Here is a 21,995-nt window from a genome sequence, read left to right as displayed (position 1 = left end):
TCCCCGCCTGTCGGGGATTTTTTGTTTAGAATGCTAGAGAACTACTTTTTAACAAGCTTGTTTTCATCAAAATGAAGTCATGAAGCAAATCCAACGCTCTACTCAAACATCGACCCCACCAAGCCTGCTGGGTTTGAAACCGTCTTGGCTGCAAACCCTAAGGAGTTTTTTCTGGGTCTGGCTCACCTTTATTCTTTCGCTGTATGTGAGCTGGATGCTGCTGGCCAAAGCGGATTTTCTCTATCCGCTCTGGTATGAAGTCGCCAACATGGAAGAGCATATCGAACACTATGCGCCGCAAAACCGGTTTCGCCCCAGCTTTGAACAGACCGACACAGCCACTCGTCTCGAACTGTTTGCCGGCATTGTCGAGGCGATTCATCACCACGGCGAAGGCTTAAACCGCTTAAGCTATTCAATCCCGAACAGGCCTGCTCCGATTCCGCTGCTGCACCGCCAGGAGATCGAACATCTGACCGATGTCGCCAATCTGCTGGACTTTATGAAGCGCACGGGCTGGTTTCTGCTACTGTTTTGGAGCCTGCTCACCACCTATCTGCTCATGTCGAAATCCCCTTTTCCCACACCGCGGCAGGCTGTCTGGAACCTAGGAGCGGGCTTGACCCTGCTGGCCGCCGTTCTCGCGCTATTCGGCCCAAAAGCTGTTTTCTATCAGCTGCACGTCTGGATTTTTCCAGCGGAACACCGCTGGTTTTTCTACTACCAGGACTCGTTGATGAGCACCATGATGAAGGCACCGGATCTGTTCGCCTATATCGCCGCCGCGCTTTTGGCGGCAGGCCTGTTCATTTTTATGCTGCTGCTCAAACTGTTTCACACTAAAATACCCTCAGCCAAACCGCACTCATCGATGACTCATACCCCCAACTAGGCCTGATTACACCATGCAACACACACCACTTTTTTCCCTTTTCTCCAGTGTGCTCCTGGTATGGAGTATTCTGGGGTGCGAAGCGTGTGCACAAACCGAACAGGCCTCCTTAAACTTACAGTTTCAAGCGCTGCAAGCGCCAAACACCCCAACCGAACAGAACCAATTACTCAGCACCGTAAAAGCGAGCGTAAACGGCAAACAGCAAACGATCGGCTATCACACGCTGTTTACCACCGGAGAGCGCAATAACCAGGAAATCTTCGGACTGGTTAAAGATGTCAACGAAGCGCCGATTTTGTTCAAAGACGGCTCACCCTATGTATGCAACGGCACCAATGACGGCATCGGCTCCGGGCTGGATCACGTTTCCATCTTGCAAAAAAATGGCAAGCTCTACATGGTGTCGCAGTACGAGTGTGTCATCGGCGCCATGTACCTGAGTGAACTGCAACAAGATGCCCAGGGCTATTTGAGCGTTAAACCGAACTCACTGCGCTATATCGATCAGTCGGTCGATTTTGGCGGCTATGTGCATTGCGCCGGGCAAACCACCCCGTGGCAATCGCATTTGGGATCGGAAGAGTATGAGCCGGATGCTCGTTATATTGAAAAACACTATGACGCTAGCCGTCAAAGCAGCGGCAATCGCTACTATGATGAGCTTGCCCTTTACTGGCAAAACCAATCTGGCAAGCAGTCATCCGACAGCCCTCTAAATAGTAGTTTAAACACAATCAGCCCCTATTTTTACGGCTGGATTCCGGAAGTCACGATTACTGAAACGGGCGATCCACACTACCGCAAACATTTCAGTATGGGGCGTTTTTCCCACGAACTGGCGTATGTAATGCCAGACCAGAAAACCGTGTATCTCTCCGATGATGGTACCAATGGCGGCTTCTACCTGTTTATCGCCGATCGCCCGCAAGACCTCTCAGCGGGAACCCTGTATGCGGCCCGCTGGCAACAAACCTCCGACAAAGGACTCGGAGAAGCCCAGATTCACTGGATTTCACTCGGACACGCCAGAGACCGGTACATCCGCCAATGGGTAGCGAAAAAACTGCACTTCAGCGACCTGTTCGCCTCGGCGCAACCGAACTCAACAGGCCTGTGCCCAAGTGCTTTTGTATCCATCAATACATCGGCCGGTCACGAATGCCTGCAACTGAAAGACATCAATGGCGATCAGACGGTTAACGAGGCCGATGCCATTATCGCTTCCCGTCTGGAAACCCGGCGCATGGCAGCCTACATGGGAGCCACTACCGAATTCCGTAAAGGGGAAGGGATCACTTTCAACCCGCACAGCGGCGAACTCTACCTGTCACTCTCCGAAATTGCCCGCGGCATGGAAAACTACGCTAAAAAAGGAAAACCGAACGCCCAATATGACCAAGGCGGTGGAAACCATATCCATTTGCGTTACAACCCCTGCGGAGGGGTTTATGCCCTGCCGATACACTCTGATATGAACATGAAATCAGACTATATTGTCCAACAGGCCACCGGCCTGATCGCCGGCAAACCGACTGCAGATGGACGCTGTGAAACCGAATATTTGGCCAATCCGGACAATATCAGCTTTTTAGCCGATTCCAACAGCCTGATCATTGGAGAGGATTCCGATCGACACCGGAATAATTTTGTCTGGTCCTTTGACCCTTACCAGCAAACCTTAACCCGCATTTTTAGCGCGCCGCAGGGCGCGGAAGCGACCTCAACCTTCTGGCACGGCGATATCAACGGCTACGCTTATCTCACCCTAGTCACTCAACATCCCCTTAAAAATCAGGCGGCTGATGCCCGATTAAAACAGTCTCAAGCTGGCTATATAGGTCCTTTCAAGCTGACACCCTAAAACTTGCCAGACCTCTTCGCAGGCGAAATTAACGACATTGCAACCCTCTGTTGCCGTGTCACATATCCTTCACAAAATCGCCATTTTGATGCAATCGAACTGTAACAAAGTTCTCTTATGATTGCGCCAACCAACTTCTGGTTAATCAATCAAAAAATAGGGAACTTAACATGAAATTGAAAGCTTTGAATATGGCCATGTCTGCTGCACTCGCGGCGATGGCTTTGAACTTGGCTGGTTGTGCCGGTGAAGACGGTGCCACGGGTGCTGATGGCGAAATCTATTCTACAGAATTAGACTTTACTGAAGTAACGCCTGCTGTTACCGAAGATGAAAAAAACACTATCCGTACTGCAACAGAAGTCACCATTGCAGGTGAAAGCCAGACTATTTCTTACACTACTTTGATGAAAACCGGTGACGTTAATAACGGCGAAACTTTCGGTATTGTGAAAGACTACCAAGATCAAGTAGCCAAAGCTGCTGATGGTTCGGACTATCTTTGTAATGGGACAGATGAAGGGGTTGGATCAGGTCTAGACCACGTTTCATTGCTACAAAAAAATGGTAAAACCTACATGGTTTCACAATTTGAGTGTGCGCCAGGTGCTATGTATATGAACGAAGTCACTCAAGACGCCACCACCGGCGCTTTGTCTGCTACGCCTAATACTTTGCAGTTTGTTAGCCAAAAATCTGGTTTCGGTGGCTGGGTGCACTGTGCGGGTATGACTTCTCCTTGGCAGTCTCATATTGGTTCTGAAGAATATGAGCCAGATGCAAGAGCGAATGTCACTGACTCAGGTTATCCTCTATCCACTATCGAATCTTACTGGGGGGGAGATGCCACAAAATACAGCCCTTACTACTATGGTTGGACACCTGAAGTTAAAGTAGACGCAGATGGCAACCCTGAATTCACCAAGCATTATTCAATGGGACGTTTTGCTCACGAGCTAGCTTATGTGATGCCTGACGAAAAAACCGTTTACCTAACCGATGATGGTAGCAACGGTATGCTGTTCATGTTTGTCGCGGATACAGCTCAAGACCTTTCTGCGGGTACTTTATATGCGGCTAAATGGCACCAGGTTTCTGCTGATAACGCCGGTTCAGCGACGCTAACCTGGATCAGCCTAGGGCATGCCAGCAATACTGACATTGAAGCCTTGTTAAACCCAGACGGCGACATGAATACCGCCACAGACGCCATCACATTTGCTGACATCTTCTCCTCAGAAGACCCTAATGTTGATGGTTCTTGCCCGACTGTCGGCTTCACTAATATCAACACGGCTAACGGTAATGAGTGTTTGAAACTGAACGATGTGAACGGCGATGGAACCGTCGACAATACAGACATTGCATTAGCGGGTCGTCTAGAATCACGTCGTATGGGCGCAATCCTTGGTGCAACCTCTGAGTTCAGCAAAAAAGAAGGGGTGACGTTCAATGCAAAAGACAATCAACTTTATGTTGTGATGTCTAGAATTTACCGCGGTATGACGGCTGGTTCTTCGTATGACCTTGGTGGCAACGATGACATTCAATTGTCTGAAAACACTTGCGGTGCCGTTTATGCATTAGATGTCGCGTCTAATGAAACGGTCGGTTCTGACTATGTTGCTTACAGCATGAAAGGTTTAATTGCCGGTATTCCTACTGATTACACGGGAACCGCTCTAGAAGGCAACTCTTGTGATGTATCTTCGCTTGCAGAGCCTGACAATGCAACATTCCTGGAAGGAACTAACACACTTGTTATCGGTGAAGATACTTCTAAGCACCCTAACGATATGGTTTGGTCTTATGACCTAAACACAGGCAAGCTGCAGCGTATTGCAACCGGACCTTATGGTGCTGAAATGACGAACTCCTACTGGTACAAAGATATCAATGGTTTTGGTTATCTGACAAACACAGCTCAGCATCCATTCGGTGAAGTTTCAGGCAGTTATGTTCGCCCAGCAGGCGTTGAAGTTAAGTCTGAAGTTGGTGTAATCGGACCATTTGATTTCAGCAAATTGAAGTAATCACTGGTTCTATAAACTAAAAAAGGCGCCTTGTGCGCCTTTTTTAAATCGTATTTTTAAGTTAACGCATTGACGCAGTGAATTAACTTAAAAATATTATGGATATTTAGGGTTTTGAAATGAAAAAAATGCATCTATTTTCCGGATTGGCATTGATGACGGTTTTAGTGACAACCTCCTGCCAAAGTGAGAACAAAAGTTCGAAGAACATTCCGACCAATGAAGGTTCAACCAGCAGCACAGCTACTAAAAATGATTTGGGCGTCAGCCTGAAATCGAATGAGATTAAACACAACCCTTATGCTTACATTCCAAGCCAATGCTATACAAAGACCAAGTTCGATAACAAGGTAAATAATCCTTGCTTTAGCTGCCATACCGTTGGACAGGAACCCAACTATATTGATGACAGTGAGTTTCAGCTACTTGCAGATTTCAGATCAACCACTCGTAAAAACCCTTGGACAAACCTATTTAAAGATCGGTCTGACAAGGTTGATAAAATGACTGATGACGAGATTTCACAATATGTGAATCAAACGAACTATTTCACCAAAGAAGGTAAAATTGAGTTGGCAGAACGTCTACACAAGTTACCGGAAGCGTGGGATTTTGATGGCAATGGCAAATGGGACGGGTTCACGCCAGATTGTTACTTTAATTTTGACAATGAAGGTTATGATCGCGATCCATCCGGAAACGATACCGGATGGAGGGCTTTTGCTTATTCACCATTCTTAGGAACCTTTTGGCCTACCAACGGCAGTACCGATGATGTATTAATTCGCCTTCCTGAAGCGATGCGTCAAGACGAGCAAGGCAACTACAGCCGAGCGGTTTATCACCTCAACCTATCCATCGTATTGGCAATGATTCAGCGTAAAAACATTGCCATTCCTGAAACGGATGAAAAAATCTACGATGTCGACCTAAATAAAAACGGTCAGTTGGATATGGCAACCGAAGTTGTATATGACTGGGCTCCTTTGGACAAGCGCTATATGCACTACGTTGGCAAGGCCAAAAAATTACAGGCCGAAGCAAAGTTACACCTGGCTGCCGGGCTTTACCCGGAAGGCACCGAGTTTTTACACTCAGTGCGCTATTTGGCTTTAAATGAAAACGGACAAGTGACGTTATCTCCTAGGCTAAAGGAGTTACGTTATGCCAAAAAGCAGTTTTGGAATACTTACTTTCAACTCAAAAATGCCGCCCTATCAGAAATCAAAGAAGCCCATGATTTCCCCGACCGTTTGAGAAGGGTTAAAGGCGATGCGGAATTCGGCCTTTCCAATGGGGTCGGCTGGCTCTATCAAGGTTTCATTGAAAATTCCGAAGGAAAGCTGCGCCCACAAAACTATGAAGAAACGCTCAATTGTATTGGCTGTCATTCAGGTATTGGCATTACGACGGATTCCAGTTTCGCGTTCCCGCGTAAACTAGACACCTCTCATTATCAGGAAGGCTGGTATCACTGGACGCAGAAAGGGTTAGCCGGCCTAAAAGAACCTAAATTCAAAGATGGTACCTATCAATACACCGAATATTTATTGAACAACCACTCTGCGAATGAGTTTAGAGACAACGATGAAGTGGTCGCCAAGTTCTATAATGCCGATGGCAGCATAAAAGAAGCGGAAATCAAAACCCTGCATAACGATATCGGTCACCTACTCCTGCCTTCTGCAGAGCGCGCTTTAATGCTCAATAAAGCCTATAAGGTGATTGTGGAAGAACAGAGCTATATCTATGGCCGGGATCCGCATATTAAACCGGTGGGAAGCAGCTGGGACATCGTGCCTCTTGATGAAACAACCGGAATTGAAGAGCCAATTATCCGCAACTGATCCAAGGAACTCGTCCAATGTAAGTCATTGTAAATTTAAATTTGCAGCGACTTGCATTTTGTAATCAATTCATGGATAATTCCGCTTTCTTATTTTTCGCTGCTTGATCCAGCGCTAAGTATAGAAATATTCGAATATTTTTATTTACAAAAAACGGAAATTTGAAAGACGCCGACGAGTCGGAACCAAGATCTTTCAAAACTCCAACTTTTAGAGGGATTGTGAAATGTCTAAAGTATGCCAAGTCACAGGAAAGCGTCCTGCGGTCGGTAACAATGTTTCCCACTCTCACCGTAAAACACGTCGTCGCTTTTTGCCAAACCTGCAAACGCACCGTTTTTGGTCAGAAGGTGAAAGCCGTTTTGTAAAACTACGCGTTTCCACAGCGGGTATGCGTATCATCGACAAAAAAGGCATTGACTCTGTGATCGCTGAGATGCGTTCACGTGGTGAGAAGGTCTAAGGAGACTGCCATGCGCGATAAGATTAAATTGAAGTCAACCGAGTCTGCTTATTACTACACGACAGATAAGAATAAGAAGAACATGGCTGGCAAATTCGAGATCAAGAAATACGATCCAGTAGTTCGTAAACACGTCTTGTTCAAAGAAGCAAAAATCAAGTAAGCTTTATCCAAGCTGTTTGATGAAACCCGGTTCAAAAGACCGGGTTTTTTTATACCTAAAAAAACTACCCCGGCTTAAGAGTGCACCACCACTTTGTTCCGGCCTTGGGATTTAGCCTGATACAGTATTTGATCCACCTGCTGCAAAACTTTTTCCGCACTGCTCTGGGCTGCACTCTGTATGTAAAGCCCTCCTGCAGAAATCGTAATCACACCTTGAGAAGCTCCTTCATGCTCAATGCCCAGTGCTTCAATATGCTTACGCAGCATTTCTAAATGTTCTTGAAAACTCATGGCATTTTCAAAAGAAGAAACAACCATAAACTCTTCTCCGCCGACTCTAAAGACAAAATCATCTGCGCGATTGAAGGCTTCTTGAATAGTCGCCGCCACCCTTTTCAACACCATGTCGCCATGCGGGTGGCCGTAGAGGTCGTTCACTTTTTTAAAGTAATCAATATCAATCATCGCCAACGATAGGGAGAGGTGCTGGCGCTGTGCCCGCTTTAATTCGCGCTCGATGACTTCATTGAAATAACGCCGGTTATAAAGCCCGGTCAGCGGATCCGTGATGGATAACAGATGAATGCGCTTCTTATCCGTTACATCAATTCGAGTTGCCAATACGCTGCGAATTTGCCCCAAAAGGTTCTTTTTCGGCGTAAGGGTCAGATCCACCCAGTAAGATTGACCGCTCTTTGTCTTTCCTTCCACTTCTCCATGCCAGGATCGACCGTTTTTCACACGCTGATAAATCTGATTCAACTGCTCTTCAGAAATCGATCCTCCTGCCAATCGCAGGTAATTCATGCCAACCAGCTCATCTAGTGCGTAGCCACTTAACTTTGCAAAGGCGCGACTACTCCAAATAATTTCAAAGTTTTTCAGATCAATCTCTGTAGCATAAGAAAGCTCCTGAATCTGTCTGATATAGCGCTTCTGTTGGCGCTTCTGATAAATATAGAACAGCAAGGTAAACAGCAAGGCACCAATCACCAGCAAGGCTGGAACCACAATCTGTAATAACTGGCGAGTATCCAGCTTATTGACCACTTCCAGCTTAATCCAGCGATTAAAAATCGCTTGGCGCTCTTCTTCGGTGACCATGTTTAAAACTTTTTGCATGATGCTAAACAGTAGCTGGTCGTCTTTACGCACCCCGATCGCCAGCTCAAAGCGCTCGCCAAACTGCCCGACAATACGCACGCCCTCGGCACCGTATTTACGAATAGCAAAATTGATCGCCGCCAGATTGCCGATATAGCCGAAAGCACGTCCTTCTATAACCGCGTCCAACCCCTCATGAACAGAATTGACCGAAAGCACCTTAATCTCAGGATAATGCTCTTTAAGGTATTCTTCGCTCCAATACCCTTTCACTGCGGCAATCACTTTACCTTTCAACTGACTGTAGTCATCAATAAAACTGACCTCGTCTTTCGCCGCCAGCATCATCGGAAACGAGAGATAAGGCTGGGTGAAATTCATGTACTCTGCACGCTCAGGCGTAGCGACCGCACAGGAGTAAACATCCAATTTACCCGATTGAGTCATCGCAACCACTTCCGGCCAGCGCTCTTCCAGAACCGGCTCAAAATGAACACCGAGCTTCTTCGAGAACAATCTAAAGTAATCAGCCGCAATACCACGATAACGCTTTTGCTCATCAATAAACTCAAACGGCTCCCAGTCAATATCATTGGCCAACTTAATCACAGGATGACTCGCCAAATAGGCACGCTCTTCTTCGGTAAACAACGCACGGTCTTTATCAAAGACAAACTTTTCCATGTCCAAATGGTCAAGCTCTTTTTGAGTAATCAGGCCGACCTCTTTCGCACTGACCGCGGTTGCCATCAATTTAGGAACCTCAACAGTACCAATAGGGACTTCACCGGTTTTAACAAAAATTTCGGTCGCTTTCGCTTCTGCTAAAAGAGCATCTCGGGATTTCACCACCGGATAATTTTGCAAAATAAAATCCACAACCTTTTCAGGATTCGTCAAGGCGTATTCCCAACCTTGAATAGTGGCCTGCTTAAACGCTTCGACTAATTCAGGCTGCATCGCGGCCTTTTGGCTAGAGGTAATAATCAGATCCCCATAACTTTGCACCCCATAGGATTTAGGATCGAGCACATAGTAAGGCACTCCCGCCCGCTTTAGGCGATAGGGTTCATTGGTTAGAAAAGCGGCGTAATAGTCGACCTTATGATCAATAAAATCCTGTAAGTCTCCGCTGGATTCAACTTCTTTGATCGGTTCAGAGGCTAACTGTCGTGCTTTATTTAACAGTCCAAAAACTTGCAGGTTTCCAAAATGCATGACGGTCTTACCGGAAAGCTGAGACAAGCTATCAATGGGCTCATGAGACAGCAGCACCATGGGAGAAAATTGAAATGAGGCCATCACTAAAGAAATAGGTTTTCCTTGTGCGTAATCCGCCACCAAAGAACCGTACCCCACACCAAAATCCGCCTGGCCGGAGGCCACTTCTTCGGCGACCCGCACGCCTGGCCGCCAACTTTTGATTTTGACGTCCATGCCCGCTTTTTGATAGTAACCCTGCTGAATGGCAGCATACAGCCCCGCAAACTGGAACTGGTGATTCCAGTTAATCTGAACGGTTATCGGGCGGAGGCTATTTTCAGGATGGCCAGCTGAGGCCGTGCCGCTGGTTAGCAACAACAAGAACAAAAAACGAATCAATTGAAATAGATAGGGCCGAAACGAAAAACGCAAACGATATGACCTGTAAAGAAAAAACTAAAGTCCTCATTATAGGATAAAACACCGATAACAAAGGGAATTTTTAAGTAGCCTCCCAAAATGAGGCCGTAAGCTATACATCAGCCCTGCCTCCCCTCTCGCGGAGCAACACCACTCCCCTAGGTTTAAAATTGATACGGCTTCTCTTAAGAGGCTCGCTCATCCACAAAACAGTTCGCTTATCGACAACTTATCCACAGGGTTGTACAAAAAATTTTAACTATCGTCTTAACCAATTTTACGCTCATCACGCTGAGGGTTTGATTACAATAAGCAACGCCAATTTTGTCTGATGAGATCACGAACCCATGCCCGAACTACCCGAAGTCGAAACCACCCGCAAAGGAATTCAACCGAATATTGAAGGCCAAAAGATTGTTAAACTCATCGTGCGCAATCCAAATCTACGCTGGCCGGTCGACCTGTCTTTGACCAAGACCCTGCCAGGCCTGCCCATTTTGAATGTCGGACGACGCGGTAAATACCTGCTACTGGAGACCCCCCAAGGCACCATTCTGATCCACTTAGGTATGTCCGGAAACCTACGGGTATTGCCAATCGGTACGCTGCCCCAAAAGCATGATCACATCGACATGGAATTTGAAAACGGCTTTCTTCTGCGTCTAAACGATCCTCGACGTTTTGGCGCCTTTTTATGGCAAGCACACGAAAACGCACAGGCGCTTGCCCACCCCCTGCTTGCCAAATTAGGGCCAGAACCGCTATCGGACGACTTTAATGGCGAGTATCTTTACAAGGCATCGCGCAACCGAAAAGTGGCGATTAAAAGCTTGGTTATGAACAGTCAGATCGTGGTTGGCGCCGGCAATATCTATGCAAATGAATCGCTGTTTCTGTCGCAAATTCATCCGCAGACACCGGCCAGCAGCTTAACCCGAAAACAGTGCGACACGCTCGCAGCCAATATTAAAAACGTTCTGGCGGACGCCATTGAACAAGGCGGCACCACCCTAAAAGATTTTCTCAGCCCGGACGGCAAACCCGGCTATTTTGAGCAAAAACTGAATGTGTACGGGCGTGATCACCAGGCCTGCCCAGTTTGCGGCACCCTCATTGAGCGCATCATTCTAAATCAGCGCGCGAGCTATTTCTGCCCCGAATGCCAATACGTCAAAAAACCGAGAAGAAAACAGTCATAAAAAATCGCATCCTCACTCCGCCAACGCCACCGATTTAATCAATACAAACAGCTTCAAACCAACTTGCAGGTTTAAGCGTTGCGCGGATTGAGTCGTCACTTCGGCAAACAGCCTTTGGCCGTCGCGTAACGCCACACGCACCAGCATACGGTGCTCACTCTCGGGAACCAGTTCCACAATTTTACCCGGCAGGTGATTGATGATACTCAGTGACTGCGGATCGGAAAGCGCCAAACTGACATCCCTCGCGACCACCCGAACTCGTACTTTTGACTTATGAATCTCGTGACTGTCCGACAGCCACAGGGTATCTTCACCCAATTTCACCGGACGCAAGCCGGACTCGATCGGCTGCACCTCGCCTTCGAGAACGGCCACCGCCCCCTGCTCGTCAAACAGCGGTGAGTCGACTCTAGACAAAGCTTGCTGAAGCGTTTCGATCGACTCAATCCTTCCCTCCTGCATAAAAACGATACGGTCGGCCAAACGCTCCACCTCGGCCGGTGCATGGGTAATATACAAAACCGGAATCCGGTAGGCTTCCACCACCTCTTCGATCAAGGTCAACAACTCGGCTTTGGCACGCCAGTCCAGCGCGGAAAGCGGTTCGTCCATACACAACAGTTCCGGGCGTCCCAATAAGGCACGCGCAATCGCCACCCGCTGACGTTCGCCACCGGAGAGAAACGTCACCCGGCGATCCAGCTTATCGGCAATGCCAACGCGCTCCACAATCTCGTCAAAGTCTGCCGGTTCGACGCCTTTAGGCAACCGTTTAACGGCATAGTTCAAGTTCTGGCGTACGTTCATGTGCGGGAAGAGCGCGGCGTCCTGAAACACAAAACCGATATGCCGCCTTTCCGTCGGCAGGGCGCGGCGTCCGTCCTGCCAGATTTGCTCGCCAACCCGCAGCTGGCCGTGGGTACGTTTATCCAAACCGCTGATGGCACGCAGCAAGGTACTTTTCCCGCTGCCGGAACGCCCGAACAGCACGGTAATGCCTTGCAAAGGAAGAGTAAACTCACCGCTGTCGAGTTCAAACGGTCCCAGTTTCAACTGCAAATTCCCCTGCATGGTCACGGGATGAGAATATTGTGACCCTAATTTCATCCGATTACCCCACCTTTACGCCAAAACGGCGGTTCAAGCCGTACACCGTCATTAACACCGCCAGCGAGAAAATCAGCATCATCGCCGACAGAATGTGCGCCTGGTCGTACTCCAGACTCTCCACATGATCGAAAATATCAATCGACACCATGCGCGTTTCGCCGGGAATATTTCCGCCGACCATCAACACTACGCCGAACTCCCCGACGGTATGCGCAAACGCCAAAGTGGCGGCCACCAGAAAGCCGCGTTGCGAAAGCGGCACGACAATGGTGAAAAAGCGATCCAGAAAACTGGCACGCATGGTGGCGGCCGCATCCAATAAACGATGCGAAATCGCTTCAAACGCATGCATCAGCGGCTGCACCGCAAACGGCAGCGAATAGAAAACCGAACCGATCACCAACCCGGTTTTACTGAAGGTGAGTTGCCCTTCAAAACCGAAAAAACGCAAAAACTCGGTCACCGGCCCGGTGGGATTAAACACAATCAGCAGGTAAAAACCGAGCACGGTTGGCGGCAACACCAAAGGCAAGGCTACCAGTGCTTCCAACAGTACTTTATTGGAAGATCGCATCTGCGCCATCCACCAGGCCAAGGGCGTACCGAGCAGCAACAAAACCAGCGTGGTCATCGCCGCCACTTCCAGCGTCAGCCAGATCGGCGCCAAACTGATCTGCGTTCCAAAAATTTCTAACATCGATTTTCCTTAAAAGCGTACTTAGCAGGCCTGTCAAAGTCTAAAGCAACCACATAAAAAACCGGCCAGGCCTGGTCGGTTTTATTAGCTTAGCGGATTAAACGTCACCTAGGCTTATCCAGCCCGGATTAACTCACGTTATACCCGAATTGTTTGATAATTTTAATCGCTTGCGGCGATTTAATAAATTTCATAAAGGCTTTGACCGCTTCATTCTGTTCACCGCGCCGGGTGACAATCGCCCCCTGATTGATCGGCTGATAATCCGCCTGAGGCACCACCCAGTATTGGCCTTTCTGATACACCGGGCTCTGAGGATCGACTACTTGGGACATGGCGACAAAACCGATTTCGGCATTTTTCGTGGCCACATACTGGAAGGCGTGGGCGATACTTTCCCCATTCACCAATTTGGATTTCAACCCGTCATACAGACCTTTGCTTTTCAAATAGGCCACCGCACGCTCGCCGTAAGGCGCGGTTTTCGGATTGGCCACCGCCAAATGGTTAAATTGCGCCGCTTTCAAGACCTCAATCGGTTGTTCTGCAACCGGCAGGTTCGCACTGTAAAGCACGATCTGGCCTTGCGCATAAACAAAATAGCTGTCCGCCACACCGATCCCGTCTTCAATCGTTTTTTTAGGGCGGCGTTCGTCGGCACCGAAAAACGCATCGAACGGCGCACCGTTCTTGATTTGCGCGTACAGTTTACCGGTCGGGCCAAACGAGAACTTCACCTGATGCCCGGTCTCTTTTTCAAAGGCCTGGCCAACGGCTTCAATGGTTTTGGTAAAGTTGGCCGCCACCGCAATTTTTGCGGTTTCCGCACAGGCCCATGACGAACTTAAAAGGGCGCCGACCAGCACCGCAAAACCCAGGGTCTTTTTCATCTCTTTCTCCTCCAAAATGGAATAACACAAATTTAAAAAATGCATATAACCTTTACTACATATCGGGTGGCAAATTTTTTTTTACCCCAATTTTTTTACATTCAGTCCGCCACCGCTAATAACACATGACTGGCTTTAAACAGGGCGCAACAACGGCCTCCCTCTTCAAGCTCCAATCCCTGTAGACTTTGATTGGTGACAATCGCCGAAATCTTCTGGCCGTTACCGACCTCGATGGTGACGTCACTGTTCACCGCACCGTGTTCGATGGCACAGATCTCGCCGCAAAACTGGTTGCGCGCACTGGTCTTGAAAGCGCCGTTAATGTCCTCGGTCAAAATCACCCAACTCGCCTTCACCAACGCATAAGCATCGGACCCCACTTCCAGGCCCAAACGCTCGACACTTTCCGGAGTGATTTGCGCGACGACTTCATGGTCAGCGCCAATCGACAGCACCACTTCGCTATTGACGACTCCCGGCGTGATCTTGGTGACACTGCCATGAAACAAATTTCGTGCACTGGTTCGCATTGCAATCTTCCTCATTACGTCCAATTGATCGAGCATGCCCGGTGACGCCGCTTCCAGCTCGCGCATCCAATGCTGCATCTGTTCATGAAACAAACGGTAAGCGCTGACCAAAGACTCTCCTGCCGGCGTCAACGCCATACCGCCGCCGCCAGAACCTCCTTTTTGGGCATGCACCAACTCCTCCCCCGCGGCCAGATTCATCGCTTCAACCGCCTGCCAGGCCCCCTTATAACTCATACCGCACGCCTTGGCGGCCGCCGAAAGCGACCCCAGTGAACCGATTTTGCTGAGCAACAGCAATCGGCGCTGTCCGGAGCGCGTCTGTTTGCTGCCCATTAAAAACGATTGCACCAACTGTTCCGGCTGAGAGTGTGTCAAAGGATTTTCCACCAATATTACCAAAAGTACATAGCGAAAGGATTATAGTCGTATTTTGCCTTATGTCAATTCACATCCACTCCCGCCTTTGCCCTGCAGATGTCGAGCCGCGCGCCCCAGGGCACCAACCGAAAAATTGCACCTTGGAGACAGAAATGATAAGTTCGCAACCTCAACAACGTCGTTGAACAAACGCCAGATAGAAGGTCTAACATGATGAAGCGGACATCCAACCTTTACAAAAACCTGCTCGGCAAGCTGCTCATACCTTCACCGGTCAGCCACACCGAAAAACTGGTCTCGGCACTCGGCGGCTTCATCGCCATTCTAATTGTGATCATCCTCAGCCATCTGTTTATCCCCGGGCACTGGGAAATTGTCGCCTCCATGGGAGCTTCGGCGGTGCTGTTGTTCGCTGTACCGCATGGCCCGCTGTCTCAACCCTGGCCACTCATCGGCGGACACCTATTTTCGGCCTTCATCGGTATCAGCTGCGTCATGCTCATCGATGATCCACTGCTAGCGGCCAGCAGCGCCGTCGGCTTAAGCATCGGAATCATGTATTACTTCCATTGCCTGCACCCTCCCGGCGGCGCCACCGCCCTGACTGCAGTCATCGGTGGCGAGCAGGTGCATGGTCTTGGGTATCAGTTTCTGTTAACCCCGGTACTGCTGAATATCATCGTCATTCTGGGCGTGGCCATTCTCTTCAACGCACTGTTTGAATGGCGCCGCTATCCAGCCTTTATGCGCGCTCCTGCAAGAGCGACCGCCAAAGTAGATGCACCTTTTTCCCACGCCGATTTTCTCAGCGCACTCAAAGAAATTGATTCATTTGTGGACATTCATGAACACGATCTTCGGCGTATCTTTGAATTGGCCAACCTCCACAGAACCCCCAGCCATTTGCAGCCCGAGCAGATTCAGCTGGGCAAGGTCTATAGCAATGGCGAAATCGGCCCAAACTGGAGCATGCGCCAGATCATCGACGAGTGCCATGACCCCAACCCCGACAAAGATTATGTAATTTTCAAGCAAATTGCCGGACGTGCGCCCAAAAAGAGCGATTGCGTAACGCGCAGCGAGTTTGCCGAATGGGCCCGTTATGAGATGGTTTTAAAGCAAGGAACCTGGGTGAGAAAGCACTCGGACAAGGACTGACTATTGCAAGCGCCGGGCACAAATCGGGATGCCGACTTTCAAGCCCGTGCAAAGCTTCATAAAAGACAGTATGATTGCAGTATGAATAGACGTACTTTTTTGACAATTTGGGCAGGCCTGTTGAGTGTGGCAACGCTGACAGGATGCGATAAAACGGCTTCGGAAAACACCACCCAATGGCCGTTGGTCAAAGAGTGCAGTCTGCATCAACAAGCCTGTACAGCACAACAGGGGGACGCGTCGGCTACGCTCAAGATCAGTCCTCATCCAATCCCTATCGCCAAGCCGCTTGGAATTGAAGTCGCTTTAAACAATCTGAACGCGCAAAAGGTCGAACTCGATATCAGCGGATTGAATATGTATATGGGCTATAATCGCGTGACCTTGATGTCGACCAAACCCAATTATTATGTCGGCACCTCCATGCTCGCCTTCTGCACTTCTCAGAAAATGCAGTGGCAGATTACCTTAATGATTCACCAGCCGGATGGCACGCAAATACAAATTCCTTATTACCTGGAAACCATTAACCGTTAACCGCGGTTGCGCTTGTCTGCCAACGCTTGGGCCACCTGAGGATGCACAAATTCACTGACATCCCCACCCAACGCGGAAATTTCACGTACCAGCGAGGAAGAGATAAATGCGAACTGCTCGGCGGGGGTCATAAACATCGTCTCGACTTCCGGCGCCAATTTACGGTTCATCGAGGCCAATTGAAATTCATATTCAAAGTCGGAGACAGCGCGCAAACCACGCAGCAATACGTTGCCGCCTATCTGCTGTACAAAATCCACCAGCAGACCGCGGAACCCCATGACCTCCACATTCGGCAAATCGGCGGTTACCGCTTTCGCCAAGGCCACCCGCTCATCCAAAGAAAACAGTGACTGTTTATTACGATTGTCCGCCACCGCAATAATCAAACGATCATAAAAACGGGCAGCTCTTTCAATCAAATCAAAATGTCCGGCGGTAATCGGATCAAAGGTACCGGGATAAACGGCAGTAATACTCATATCGGCTCTAATTTAACGGTTTAAAAAGGGGCACGCTGACGCGCACGCCACTATCATAACCGGAATAAACGGGGATTGCGATGTTGAAAAAAAGGCGTAAGATGAAAAGCAAATAGGCTGTTAACGCGTCATGCTCAAGACGTGCCTTTGATCTTAACCAGGAGAATTGTTATGGAAGCACCGGATCATAGCCTAAACGCCTTATTTGACCAGCTCGGTCTGCCCAGTTCCAACCAAGAGATTGAACACTTTATCGCCCGCCACAAACCCTTGGCCATCGACATCCCGTTAACCCAAGCCGATTTCTGGACGGATGCTCAAGCCGACTTTCTAGCCCAAGCCATTATGGACGATGCCGACTGGGCCGAAGTGGTGGATCATTTGGACGCCATGCTACGCCACGGATAAATTTCCTTATCAGACTCGATTCCAACGAACCGGGGCGACTACTCCCCTTCAAAACGAAACAAGCCGTAACGCACCTGAGCGGTTGTTTTGTCGCGAGTGCACTGCCATCCTTGCGGAAGCACTGGCCAATCCAACGTTTTTTCCTGCTCGATATATAACCAGGCCTGTTCATTTTTCAACCAACCGTTCGCCAACAGCAGATCCACGGTTTTCTGCATCAGATCTTGGTGAAACGGCGGATCCAAAAACACGCCATCAAACGTGCGCGTTGCCGGTTGATCCAGCCAGTTTAGGGTATCGGCGTGAATGACGTCGGCTTTCTGCGTCTGCAACTGGGTTAAATTCGCTTGTAACTGCCGCTGATTCTCTGCTGCCAGCTCCAGGAACGTCACCCCGGCAGCGCCTCTGGACAAGGCTTCCATGCCTAAAGCGCCGGAACCGGCAAACGCATCCAGAAAGACACCACCGGGGATTTCAAACTGCAGCCAGTTAAATACCGTTTCACGCACACGGTCAGAAGTGGGGCGCAAGCCTTCGGCATTCAAAACAGGCAGTTTGCGCCCGCGCCAATCGCCGCCGATAATGCGAACCTCCCCCATTTGTGCCTGGCCGGCGCGTTTTGCTAAACTGCGGCCACGGCCGGAACCGCCACGCTTGTTTGTCTGTCGGGCCATCGCTTGTTTCTAACCTTTATAGAATCGCCTTACCTCAAGATGGGAGTATTTTAGACGCCGAACCGCCAGATGAAAAGCTAACGAACAAACGGAACCGAATTAAGGTAATAAAAAAAACGCCCTAAGCAGGGCGTTTCAAGGAGCATCAAATTAAACAAACCAATCAATAGCCGATATCGGTATGATGCGATTGCGGAATGGCTTCCGAGCCCGGCAACAGATACCACATCAAATAATCCACGACCATCGGCACCACCACACTGTGCTGATTGTTGGTTTGCTGAAGTTTTTCACGAATGGCTTGCTTGATTTCGGGACGATTTGAGGTATCCATAATGATATCGATCTGCTCACCAAACTGATCAATCGCATCCTCAAAGGCTGGAAAGTTGGTAATGCCGCGCTGCTCTGCATCGGCGACTAAAGGGTTATCCATGTTAGGTTCGCTGATCGCAATGACCTGTACCTGCTCAGGGTTCATCTCTTTGAACTGTTGGTAAAACTTGCCGCCAATACGGCCTAAACCGATCATCAAAATGGTGATTTTTCTCACAATACTTCTCCTTTGAAGCGTAGGGGGACCTGTCCTTAAACGCACGGCACCCGTCATGATGAATATACGTACTTATTCACCAACAGTATAGAAAACCACTAGCCAACCCTCCACCCCCAAACCCATGTAAATGAAATGGTTATTTTTATGGGTTCACGAATTCTTTTTATCATTTGATTTATCCCCTGCCAAAACCCATAAAAATTGACTTTGCATAAGGTTAAGTTATAATTCGACCTCCTGATTTGGCGGATGTGGCGGAATTGGTAGACGCGCAGGGTTCAGGTCTCTGTGGGGTAACACCTGTGTGAGTTCGAGTCTCACCATCCGCACCAATTCAGCACCTTTTTTTATTTATTTCAGTCTCACTTTTCTCACTGTTCTTTTATCGCCGTCCAATACACACGGCAACCCTTCCGATCTTATCGCTCCACCAGAATCCAATCCCCCTTGATGCCGTGACGCTCTTGAAGCTAAATTTGAACAGGCCTGTTGAAAATTTTAGAATAGAACTTATGTGGGCAAGATGACTATGGCGCCAACATCTGTTTTCACCAAGCGGATCCGCCCTTCATCACCGAGCTGACCTCAAGGGAGGATAATTATGCAAACACAACACCTACGCTTCGCCTCATCTCTATTGATTTTTCTGACCTTTTTCGCGCTTGGAGGGTGCAGTTCGATTACGGTCAACCAAGATTACGATGTTCACGCCCGTTTTGACACCCTGCATACCTTGCAATGGCTCCCTGCGGAACGCCAAGCTGAACCTAAGGCATCGGTTTACGCCAGTCGCAACCCTTTGATGGCCCAACGCATTGAACAGGCCATTGAATCGGCCCTGCCAGCGAGAGGTCTGCGCTTAGTTGCAGACAAAGCGGACGGTTTTATTAGCTATCATATGGTGGTGAAAAAAGTCATGCGTGCGGAACCAGGCCCTTATTATGGGTTGGGGTTTTGGGGCCGTCACAGTGGCCTGATGTTTCACACACCTCCTGAATATTACGAAGTGGAAGAAGGCACTTTTGTCATCGACATTCTCAATCAAGAAGGCCGGCTAATTTGGCGAGGCAAAAGCCCATCCTATCTGAGGGAACTGGAATCACCTGCCAAAACCACGGAATGGGTTAATGCCGTGGTTCAGAAGATGCTGGCGCAATACCCGCCGAAGTCAACGCAAGCCATTCAGCAGACTCAATAATACGGAGACGAGACATTGGACTATCCAACCATTCCTATCGGCTGCAAACACTGTGAAGCACCTCTGGATTTTGAATTCACATTTGCTTTTCAACCCATTATCAATATCAGCAACCGATCGATTTGGGGATATGAAGCCTTAGTGCGCGGCCCCAATGGCGAAAGCGCCGCCAGCGTTTTGAGCCAGGTCAACGATCGCAACCGCTATGCATTTGACCAGGCCTGCCGGGTCAAAGCGATCCGACTCGCCAGCCGGCTTAACTTACAGCAAAAACTGAGTATTAATTTTTTACCCAATGCCGTGTACGAGCCTGAACACTGTATTCAAAGCACCTTAAAAGCGGCACGTGAATACAATTTCCCGATCAGCAAAATCCTTTTTGAAATTACCGAATCGGAACATGTCGTCGATCGAAAGCATCTCACGGAGATTTTTTCTTATTATCGAAGCCAAGGGTTTATGACTGCATTGGACGATTTTGGCGCCGGACATGCCGGACTCAACATGCTTGCCAGCTTTATTCCCGACATTCTTAAAATCGATATGGAACTGGTACAGAATATTGATCGCGATCGTATCAAACAGGTGATCGTTCGCAACCTGGTTAAAACCTGCCAGGAATTGAATATTCAAGTATTGGCAGAAGGTTTGGAGCGCATGGAAGAGGTTGCCTATTTTCAGCACTTGGGAGTGGAACTATTGCAGGGGTACTTTTTTGCCAAACCAGGATTTGAATCCTTGCCCAAAGTAGACTTTTCTGCATTAAACCACGGTTAACCCCGCTCCTGACTGCTATCGGTGCGCGCCTCGCGCATCTGCTGTTTAAGCTGCTTAGCGGCCATGGCATATCCGCCCTCCGCACTGTCCACGAAGTGAATATGCTCAAGCCCTCTTTGATTAATCAAACAGGTGACAATGGCCGAATGCGTTTGATGACAACCGTAATAGAGCCGCCCCAGACGATACTGCTGATCCAGCCATTGCAATAGTTCCTGCAACGGAATCCGATCTGCCGCCAATACTGTTCGATAGGCATCATCCAACTTTAAGCGATCGGAATTAGCGATTAAATCTTCCCGATAACGCCCCCACGGCACGTCTTTGACCGTTATGCCATGGCGCATAAAGTAATTACCGAGCACATTCTCCAGCCAAAGTGACAAAAAGGCTTTCCCTCGACGCCAGATCCCTCGTCGCCACACCTTACTCATGCGTTCCACTTTCAACTTGGTGGGAGACAGCGACAGTGAAAGTCCGGAGAGATGCAACGGATGCGCCCGGCGATTATCCCCGAAACGTTTTGCCATCTGTTCAATAAGGTCGCGGTAAAGCTCAAAGCGCTCCGTTTCAACTTCTGACCTTGCCATGACCAACAAACTGCATGTCACCTGTCTAGGGCTTGGGATTTCATTCCACCGGCATTCAAAGCCACTGAAATCTGCTTCGCTTTCCCCATTGCCATCCAAATAATAGCGAGCGTTCTGTTTAAGCTTGTCGTCCGCTTCCTGCATACCGCCACCGGCAAAGAAATACTGAACCAGCGTCTCCGCGGTTTGAAATTTACACACCGCAACCGGTCGCTGTAATTCCGTGCAAGGAATCAATCCGATCCTGAGATCCAAAGCAAGCGTTTCTTTAGCAAATTGCCGACATCCACGCAGCGCTTTTTGAACTTGGGGTAAGATCAGAGGTGGAATGCAAAATGCGGCGCCATCTCCGCCAAAGACATACGGAACCGCCATGGGCTTTACCGCATTCAACACCGCGGCAATCGTACTGCCTCCCAGCGCATTCACCTCTCGATAGCGCCCCTGTTCAATCGCGTTAGTGGAGTTTCTGACATCGGCAATGACGACGATCCAATCGGACGGCAATTGTTGGTAAGCCTCCGCTTGCAACGTTTGTTCCAATTGATGATACACAGGAAGAGAATCTTCAAAACTCATAAAATCATTTTGCAAAGCCCATTACTCTCTCTAGAACTCTTTGCCCTCATGCTAACAGCAAAATGCTGACATCAAAACCACAGGCCTGCTGAGTTTTTTACTTCAAGATTCCTCTTTGTTTATGCAAAACATAAATATAAATAATCCAAAATAACCACACAAAAATGGATATATTGCCCAATTATGGTAACGTATTGGGCATATATACTAAAAGCACGCTAAGTCATTAAAA

General features: G+C 48.7%; 21 protein-coding genes and 1 tRNA gene. 13 read left to right on the top strand and 9 right to left on the bottom strand.

Going from position 1 to position 21,995, the window contains the following annotated elements:
- The first annotated feature begins 79 nt into the window (after window positions 1-79).
- From QCB44_RS00180 to rpmG, 6 genes are all read left to right on the top strand, one after another.
- Window positions 80-892 carry a DUF1461 domain-containing protein gene (locus QCB44_RS00180; RefSeq protein ID WP_279407178.1) on the top strand — a complete coding sequence of 271 codons (813 nt, stop codon included), beginning with the start codon at window positions 80-82 and terminating at the stop codon, window positions 890-892.
- A gap of 13 nt (window positions 893-905) precedes the next feature.
- Complete coding sequence (locus QCB44_RS00175; RefSeq protein WP_279407177.1) at window positions 906-2,756, top strand: alkaline phosphatase PhoX; 1,851 nt, start codon at window positions 906-908, stop codon at window positions 2,754-2,756.
- A 170-nt stretch (window positions 2,757-2,926) separates the two neighbouring features.
- Window positions 2,927-4,789: an alkaline phosphatase PhoX gene (locus tag QCB44_RS00170; protein ID WP_279407176.1), complete on the top strand. Its 1,863-nt coding sequence runs from the start codon at window positions 2,927-2,929 to the stop codon at window positions 4,787-4,789.
- A 119-nt stretch (window positions 4,790-4,908) separates the two neighbouring features.
- The gene (locus QCB44_RS00165; RefSeq protein ID WP_279407175.1) at window positions 4,909-6,636 is read left to right on the top strand and encodes a hypothetical protein; all 1,728 of its coding nucleotides are present in this window, start codon (window positions 4,909-4,911) and stop codon (window positions 6,634-6,636) included.
- Window positions 6,637-6,862: 226 nt separating this feature from the next.
- Window positions 6,863-7,099 carry a 50S ribosomal protein L28 gene (gene rpmB / locus QCB44_RS00160; protein WP_279407174.1) on the top strand — a complete coding sequence of 79 codons (237 nt, stop codon included), beginning with the start codon at window positions 6,863-6,865 and terminating at the stop codon, window positions 7,097-7,099.
- Between the two features lie 10 nt (window positions 7,100-7,109).
- Complete coding sequence (gene rpmG / locus QCB44_RS00155) at window positions 7,110-7,262, top strand: 50S ribosomal protein L33 (protein ID WP_130538181.1); 153 nt, start codon at window positions 7,110-7,112, stop codon at window positions 7,260-7,262.
- Window positions 7,263-7,336: 74 nt separating this feature from the next.
- Here the strand turns inward: rpmG and QCB44_RS00150 are convergent, their stop codons facing one another.
- Entirely contained in the window at window positions 7,337-10,003 is a 2,667-nt protein-coding gene (locus tag QCB44_RS00150; RefSeq protein ID WP_279407173.1) for a diguanylate cyclase, read from the bottom strand.
- Between the two features lie 335 nt (window positions 10,004-10,338).
- On the opposite strand from QCB44_RS00150, the gene mutM reads away from it, so the two are divergent.
- Window positions 10,339-11,190 carry a bifunctional DNA-formamidopyrimidine glycosylase/DNA-(apurinic or apyrimidinic site) lyase gene (mutM, locus tag QCB44_RS00145; protein ID WP_279407171.1) on the top strand — a complete coding sequence of 284 codons (852 nt, stop codon included), beginning with the start codon at window positions 10,339-10,341 and terminating at the stop codon, window positions 11,188-11,190.
- 12 nt (window positions 11,191-11,202) lie between these two features.
- Here the strand turns inward: mutM and modC are convergent, their stop codons facing one another.
- From modC to QCB44_RS00125, 4 genes are all read right to left on the bottom strand, one after another.
- Window positions 11,203-12,300: a molybdenum ABC transporter ATP-binding protein gene (gene modC / locus QCB44_RS00140; RefSeq protein WP_279407170.1), complete on the bottom strand. Its 1,098-nt coding sequence runs from the start codon at window positions 12,298-12,300 to the stop codon at window positions 11,203-11,205.
- Between the two features lie 4 nt (window positions 12,301-12,304).
- Window positions 12,305-13,000, bottom strand: coding sequence for a molybdate ABC transporter permease subunit (gene modB / locus QCB44_RS00135; RefSeq protein WP_279407169.1), 696 nt, complete (start codon window positions 12,998-13,000; stop codon window positions 12,305-12,307).
- Window positions 13,001-13,128: 128 nt separating this feature from the next.
- Window positions 13,129-13,890 carry a molybdate ABC transporter substrate-binding protein gene (gene modA, locus QCB44_RS00130; RefSeq protein ID WP_279407168.1) on the bottom strand — a complete coding sequence of 254 codons (762 nt, stop codon included), beginning with the start codon at window positions 13,888-13,890 and terminating at the stop codon, window positions 13,129-13,131.
- 101 nt (window positions 13,891-13,991) lie between these two features.
- On the bottom strand, window positions 13,992-14,801 hold the full coding sequence (locus QCB44_RS00125; RefSeq protein WP_279407166.1) for a TOBE domain-containing protein: 810 nt from the start codon (window positions 14,799-14,801) through the stop codon (window positions 13,992-13,994).
- A 213-nt stretch (window positions 14,802-15,014) separates the two neighbouring features.
- Between QCB44_RS00125 and QCB44_RS00120 the strand changes: the two genes are divergently transcribed.
- Window positions 15,015-15,962, top strand: a complete 948-nt coding sequence (locus QCB44_RS00120) for an HPP family protein (RefSeq protein ID WP_279407165.1) — start codon at window positions 15,015-15,017, stop codon at window positions 15,960-15,962.
- 81 nt (window positions 15,963-16,043) lie between these two features.
- Window positions 16,044-16,499, top strand: coding sequence for a hypothetical protein (locus QCB44_RS00115; RefSeq protein WP_279407164.1), 456 nt, complete (start codon window positions 16,044-16,046; stop codon window positions 16,497-16,499).
- Here the strand turns inward: QCB44_RS00115 and coaD are convergent.
- Window positions 16,496-16,981: a pantetheine-phosphate adenylyltransferase gene (gene coaD, locus QCB44_RS00110; protein WP_279407163.1), complete on the bottom strand. Its 486-nt coding sequence runs from the start codon at window positions 16,979-16,981 to the stop codon at window positions 16,496-16,498. The two genes, QCB44_RS00115 and coaD, sit on opposite strands and share 4 nt — an antisense overlap.
- Before the next feature lie 171 nt (window positions 16,982-17,152).
- Between coaD and QCB44_RS00105 the strand changes: the two genes are divergently transcribed.
- Complete coding sequence (locus tag QCB44_RS00105; protein WP_279407162.1) at window positions 17,153-17,389, top strand: DUF2789 domain-containing protein; 237 nt, start codon at window positions 17,153-17,155, stop codon at window positions 17,387-17,389.
- A 38-nt stretch (window positions 17,390-17,427) separates the two neighbouring features.
- On the opposite strand, the gene rsmD is transcribed toward QCB44_RS00105, so the two are convergent.
- Together rsmD and QCB44_RS00095 are read right to left on the bottom strand one after the other, a co-directional pair.
- Window positions 17,428-18,063, bottom strand: coding sequence for a 16S rRNA (guanine(966)-N(2))-methyltransferase RsmD (rsmD, locus tag QCB44_RS00100; RefSeq protein WP_347710077.1), 636 nt, complete (start codon window positions 18,061-18,063; stop codon window positions 17,428-17,430).
- Between the two features lie 163 nt (window positions 18,064-18,226).
- Complete coding sequence (locus QCB44_RS00095; protein WP_279407160.1) at window positions 18,227-18,616, bottom strand: homoserine dehydrogenase; 390 nt, start codon at window positions 18,614-18,616, stop codon at window positions 18,227-18,229.
- A gap of 248 nt (window positions 18,617-18,864) precedes the next feature.
- Between QCB44_RS00095 and QCB44_RS00090 the strand changes: the two genes are divergently transcribed.
- From QCB44_RS00090 to QCB44_RS00080, 3 genes are all read left to right on the top strand, one after another.
- Window positions 18,865-18,951: transfer RNA gene (locus tag QCB44_RS00090), tRNA-Leu, on the top strand.
- 269 nt (window positions 18,952-19,220) lie between these two features.
- Window positions 19,221-19,817 (top strand): DUF4136 domain-containing protein, encoded by a 597-nt coding sequence (locus QCB44_RS00085; protein ID WP_279407159.1) that lies wholly within the window; start codon window positions 19,221-19,223, stop codon window positions 19,815-19,817.
- A 15-nt stretch (window positions 19,818-19,832) separates the two neighbouring features.
- Window positions 19,833-20,594 carry an EAL domain-containing protein gene (locus QCB44_RS00080; RefSeq protein WP_279407158.1) on the top strand — a complete coding sequence of 254 codons (762 nt, stop codon included), beginning with the start codon at window positions 19,833-19,835 and terminating at the stop codon, window positions 20,592-20,594.
- Here the strand turns inward: QCB44_RS00080 and QCB44_RS00075 are convergent.
- On the bottom strand, window positions 20,591-21,763 hold the full coding sequence (locus QCB44_RS00075; protein WP_279407157.1) for a DUF3095 family protein: 1,173 nt from the start codon (window positions 21,761-21,763) through the stop codon (window positions 20,591-20,593). The genes QCB44_RS00080 and QCB44_RS00075 overlap by 4 nt on opposite strands.
- Window positions 21,764-21,995: the final 232 nt, after the last annotated feature.

It is taken from the genome of Thiomicrorhabdus sp. zzn3, assembly GCF_029767755.1.
Lineage (GTDB): Bacteria > Pseudomonadota > Gammaproteobacteria > Thiomicrospirales > Thiomicrospiraceae > Thiomicrorhabdus.
This window is presented reverse-complemented; position numbering and strand designations above follow the sequence as displayed.

Excerpts from the sequence above, each read along its gene's own strand:
- QCB44_RS00180 (WP_279407178.1), top strand. The coding sequence starts at position 80 with ATGAAGCAAATCCAACGCTCTACTCAAACATCGACCCCACCAAGCCTG.
- QCB44_RS00175 (WP_279407177.1), top strand. The coding sequence starts at position 906 with ATGCAACACACACCACTTTTTTCCCTTTTCTCCAGTGTGCTCCTGGTA.
- QCB44_RS00170 (WP_279407176.1), top strand. The coding sequence starts at position 2,927 with ATGAAATTGAAAGCTTTGAATATGGCCATGTCTGCTGCACTCGCGGCG.
- QCB44_RS00165 (WP_279407175.1), top strand. The coding sequence starts at position 4,909 with ATGAAAAAAATGCATCTATTTTCCGGATTGGCATTGATGACGGTTTTA.
- rpmB (WP_279407174.1), top strand. The coding sequence starts at position 6,863 with ATGTCTAAAGTATGCCAAGTCACAGGAAAGCGTCCTGCGGTCGGTAAC.
- rpmG (WP_130538181.1), top strand. The coding sequence starts at position 7,110 with ATGCGCGATAAGATTAAATTGAAGTCAACCGAGTCTGCTTATTACTAC.
- mutM (WP_279407171.1), top strand. The coding sequence starts at position 10,339 with ATGCCCGAACTACCCGAAGTCGAAACCACCCGCAAAGGAATTCAACCG.
- modC (WP_279407170.1), bottom strand. The coding sequence starts at position 12,300 with ATGAAATTAGGGTCACAATATTCTCATCCCGTGACCATGCAGGGGAAT.
- modB (WP_279407169.1), bottom strand. The coding sequence starts at position 13,000 with ATGTTAGAAATTTTTGGAACGCAGATCAGTTTGGCGCCGATCTGGCTG.
- modA (WP_279407168.1), bottom strand. The coding sequence starts at position 13,890 with ATGAAAAAGACCCTGGGTTTTGCGGTGCTGGTCGGCGCCCTTTTAAGT.
- QCB44_RS00120 (WP_279407165.1), top strand. The coding sequence starts at position 15,015 with ATGATGAAGCGGACATCCAACCTTTACAAAAACCTGCTCGGCAAGCTG.
- QCB44_RS00115 (WP_279407164.1), top strand. The coding sequence starts at position 16,044 with ATGAATAGACGTACTTTTTTGACAATTTGGGCAGGCCTGTTGAGTGTG.
- coaD (WP_279407163.1), bottom strand. The coding sequence starts at position 16,981 with ATGAGTATTACTGCCGTTTATCCCGGTACCTTTGATCCGATTACCGCC.
- QCB44_RS00105 (WP_279407162.1), top strand. The coding sequence starts at position 17,153 with ATGGAAGCACCGGATCATAGCCTAAACGCCTTATTTGACCAGCTCGGT.
- rsmD (WP_347710077.1), bottom strand. The coding sequence starts at position 18,063 with ATGGCCCGACAGACAAACAAGCGTGGCGGTTCCGGCCGTGGCCGCAGT.
- QCB44_RS00085 (WP_279407159.1), top strand. The coding sequence starts at position 19,221 with ATGCAAACACAACACCTACGCTTCGCCTCATCTCTATTGATTTTTCTG.
- QCB44_RS00075 (WP_279407157.1), bottom strand. The coding sequence starts at position 21,763 with ATGAGTTTTGAAGATTCTCTTCCTGTGTATCATCAATTGGAACAAACG.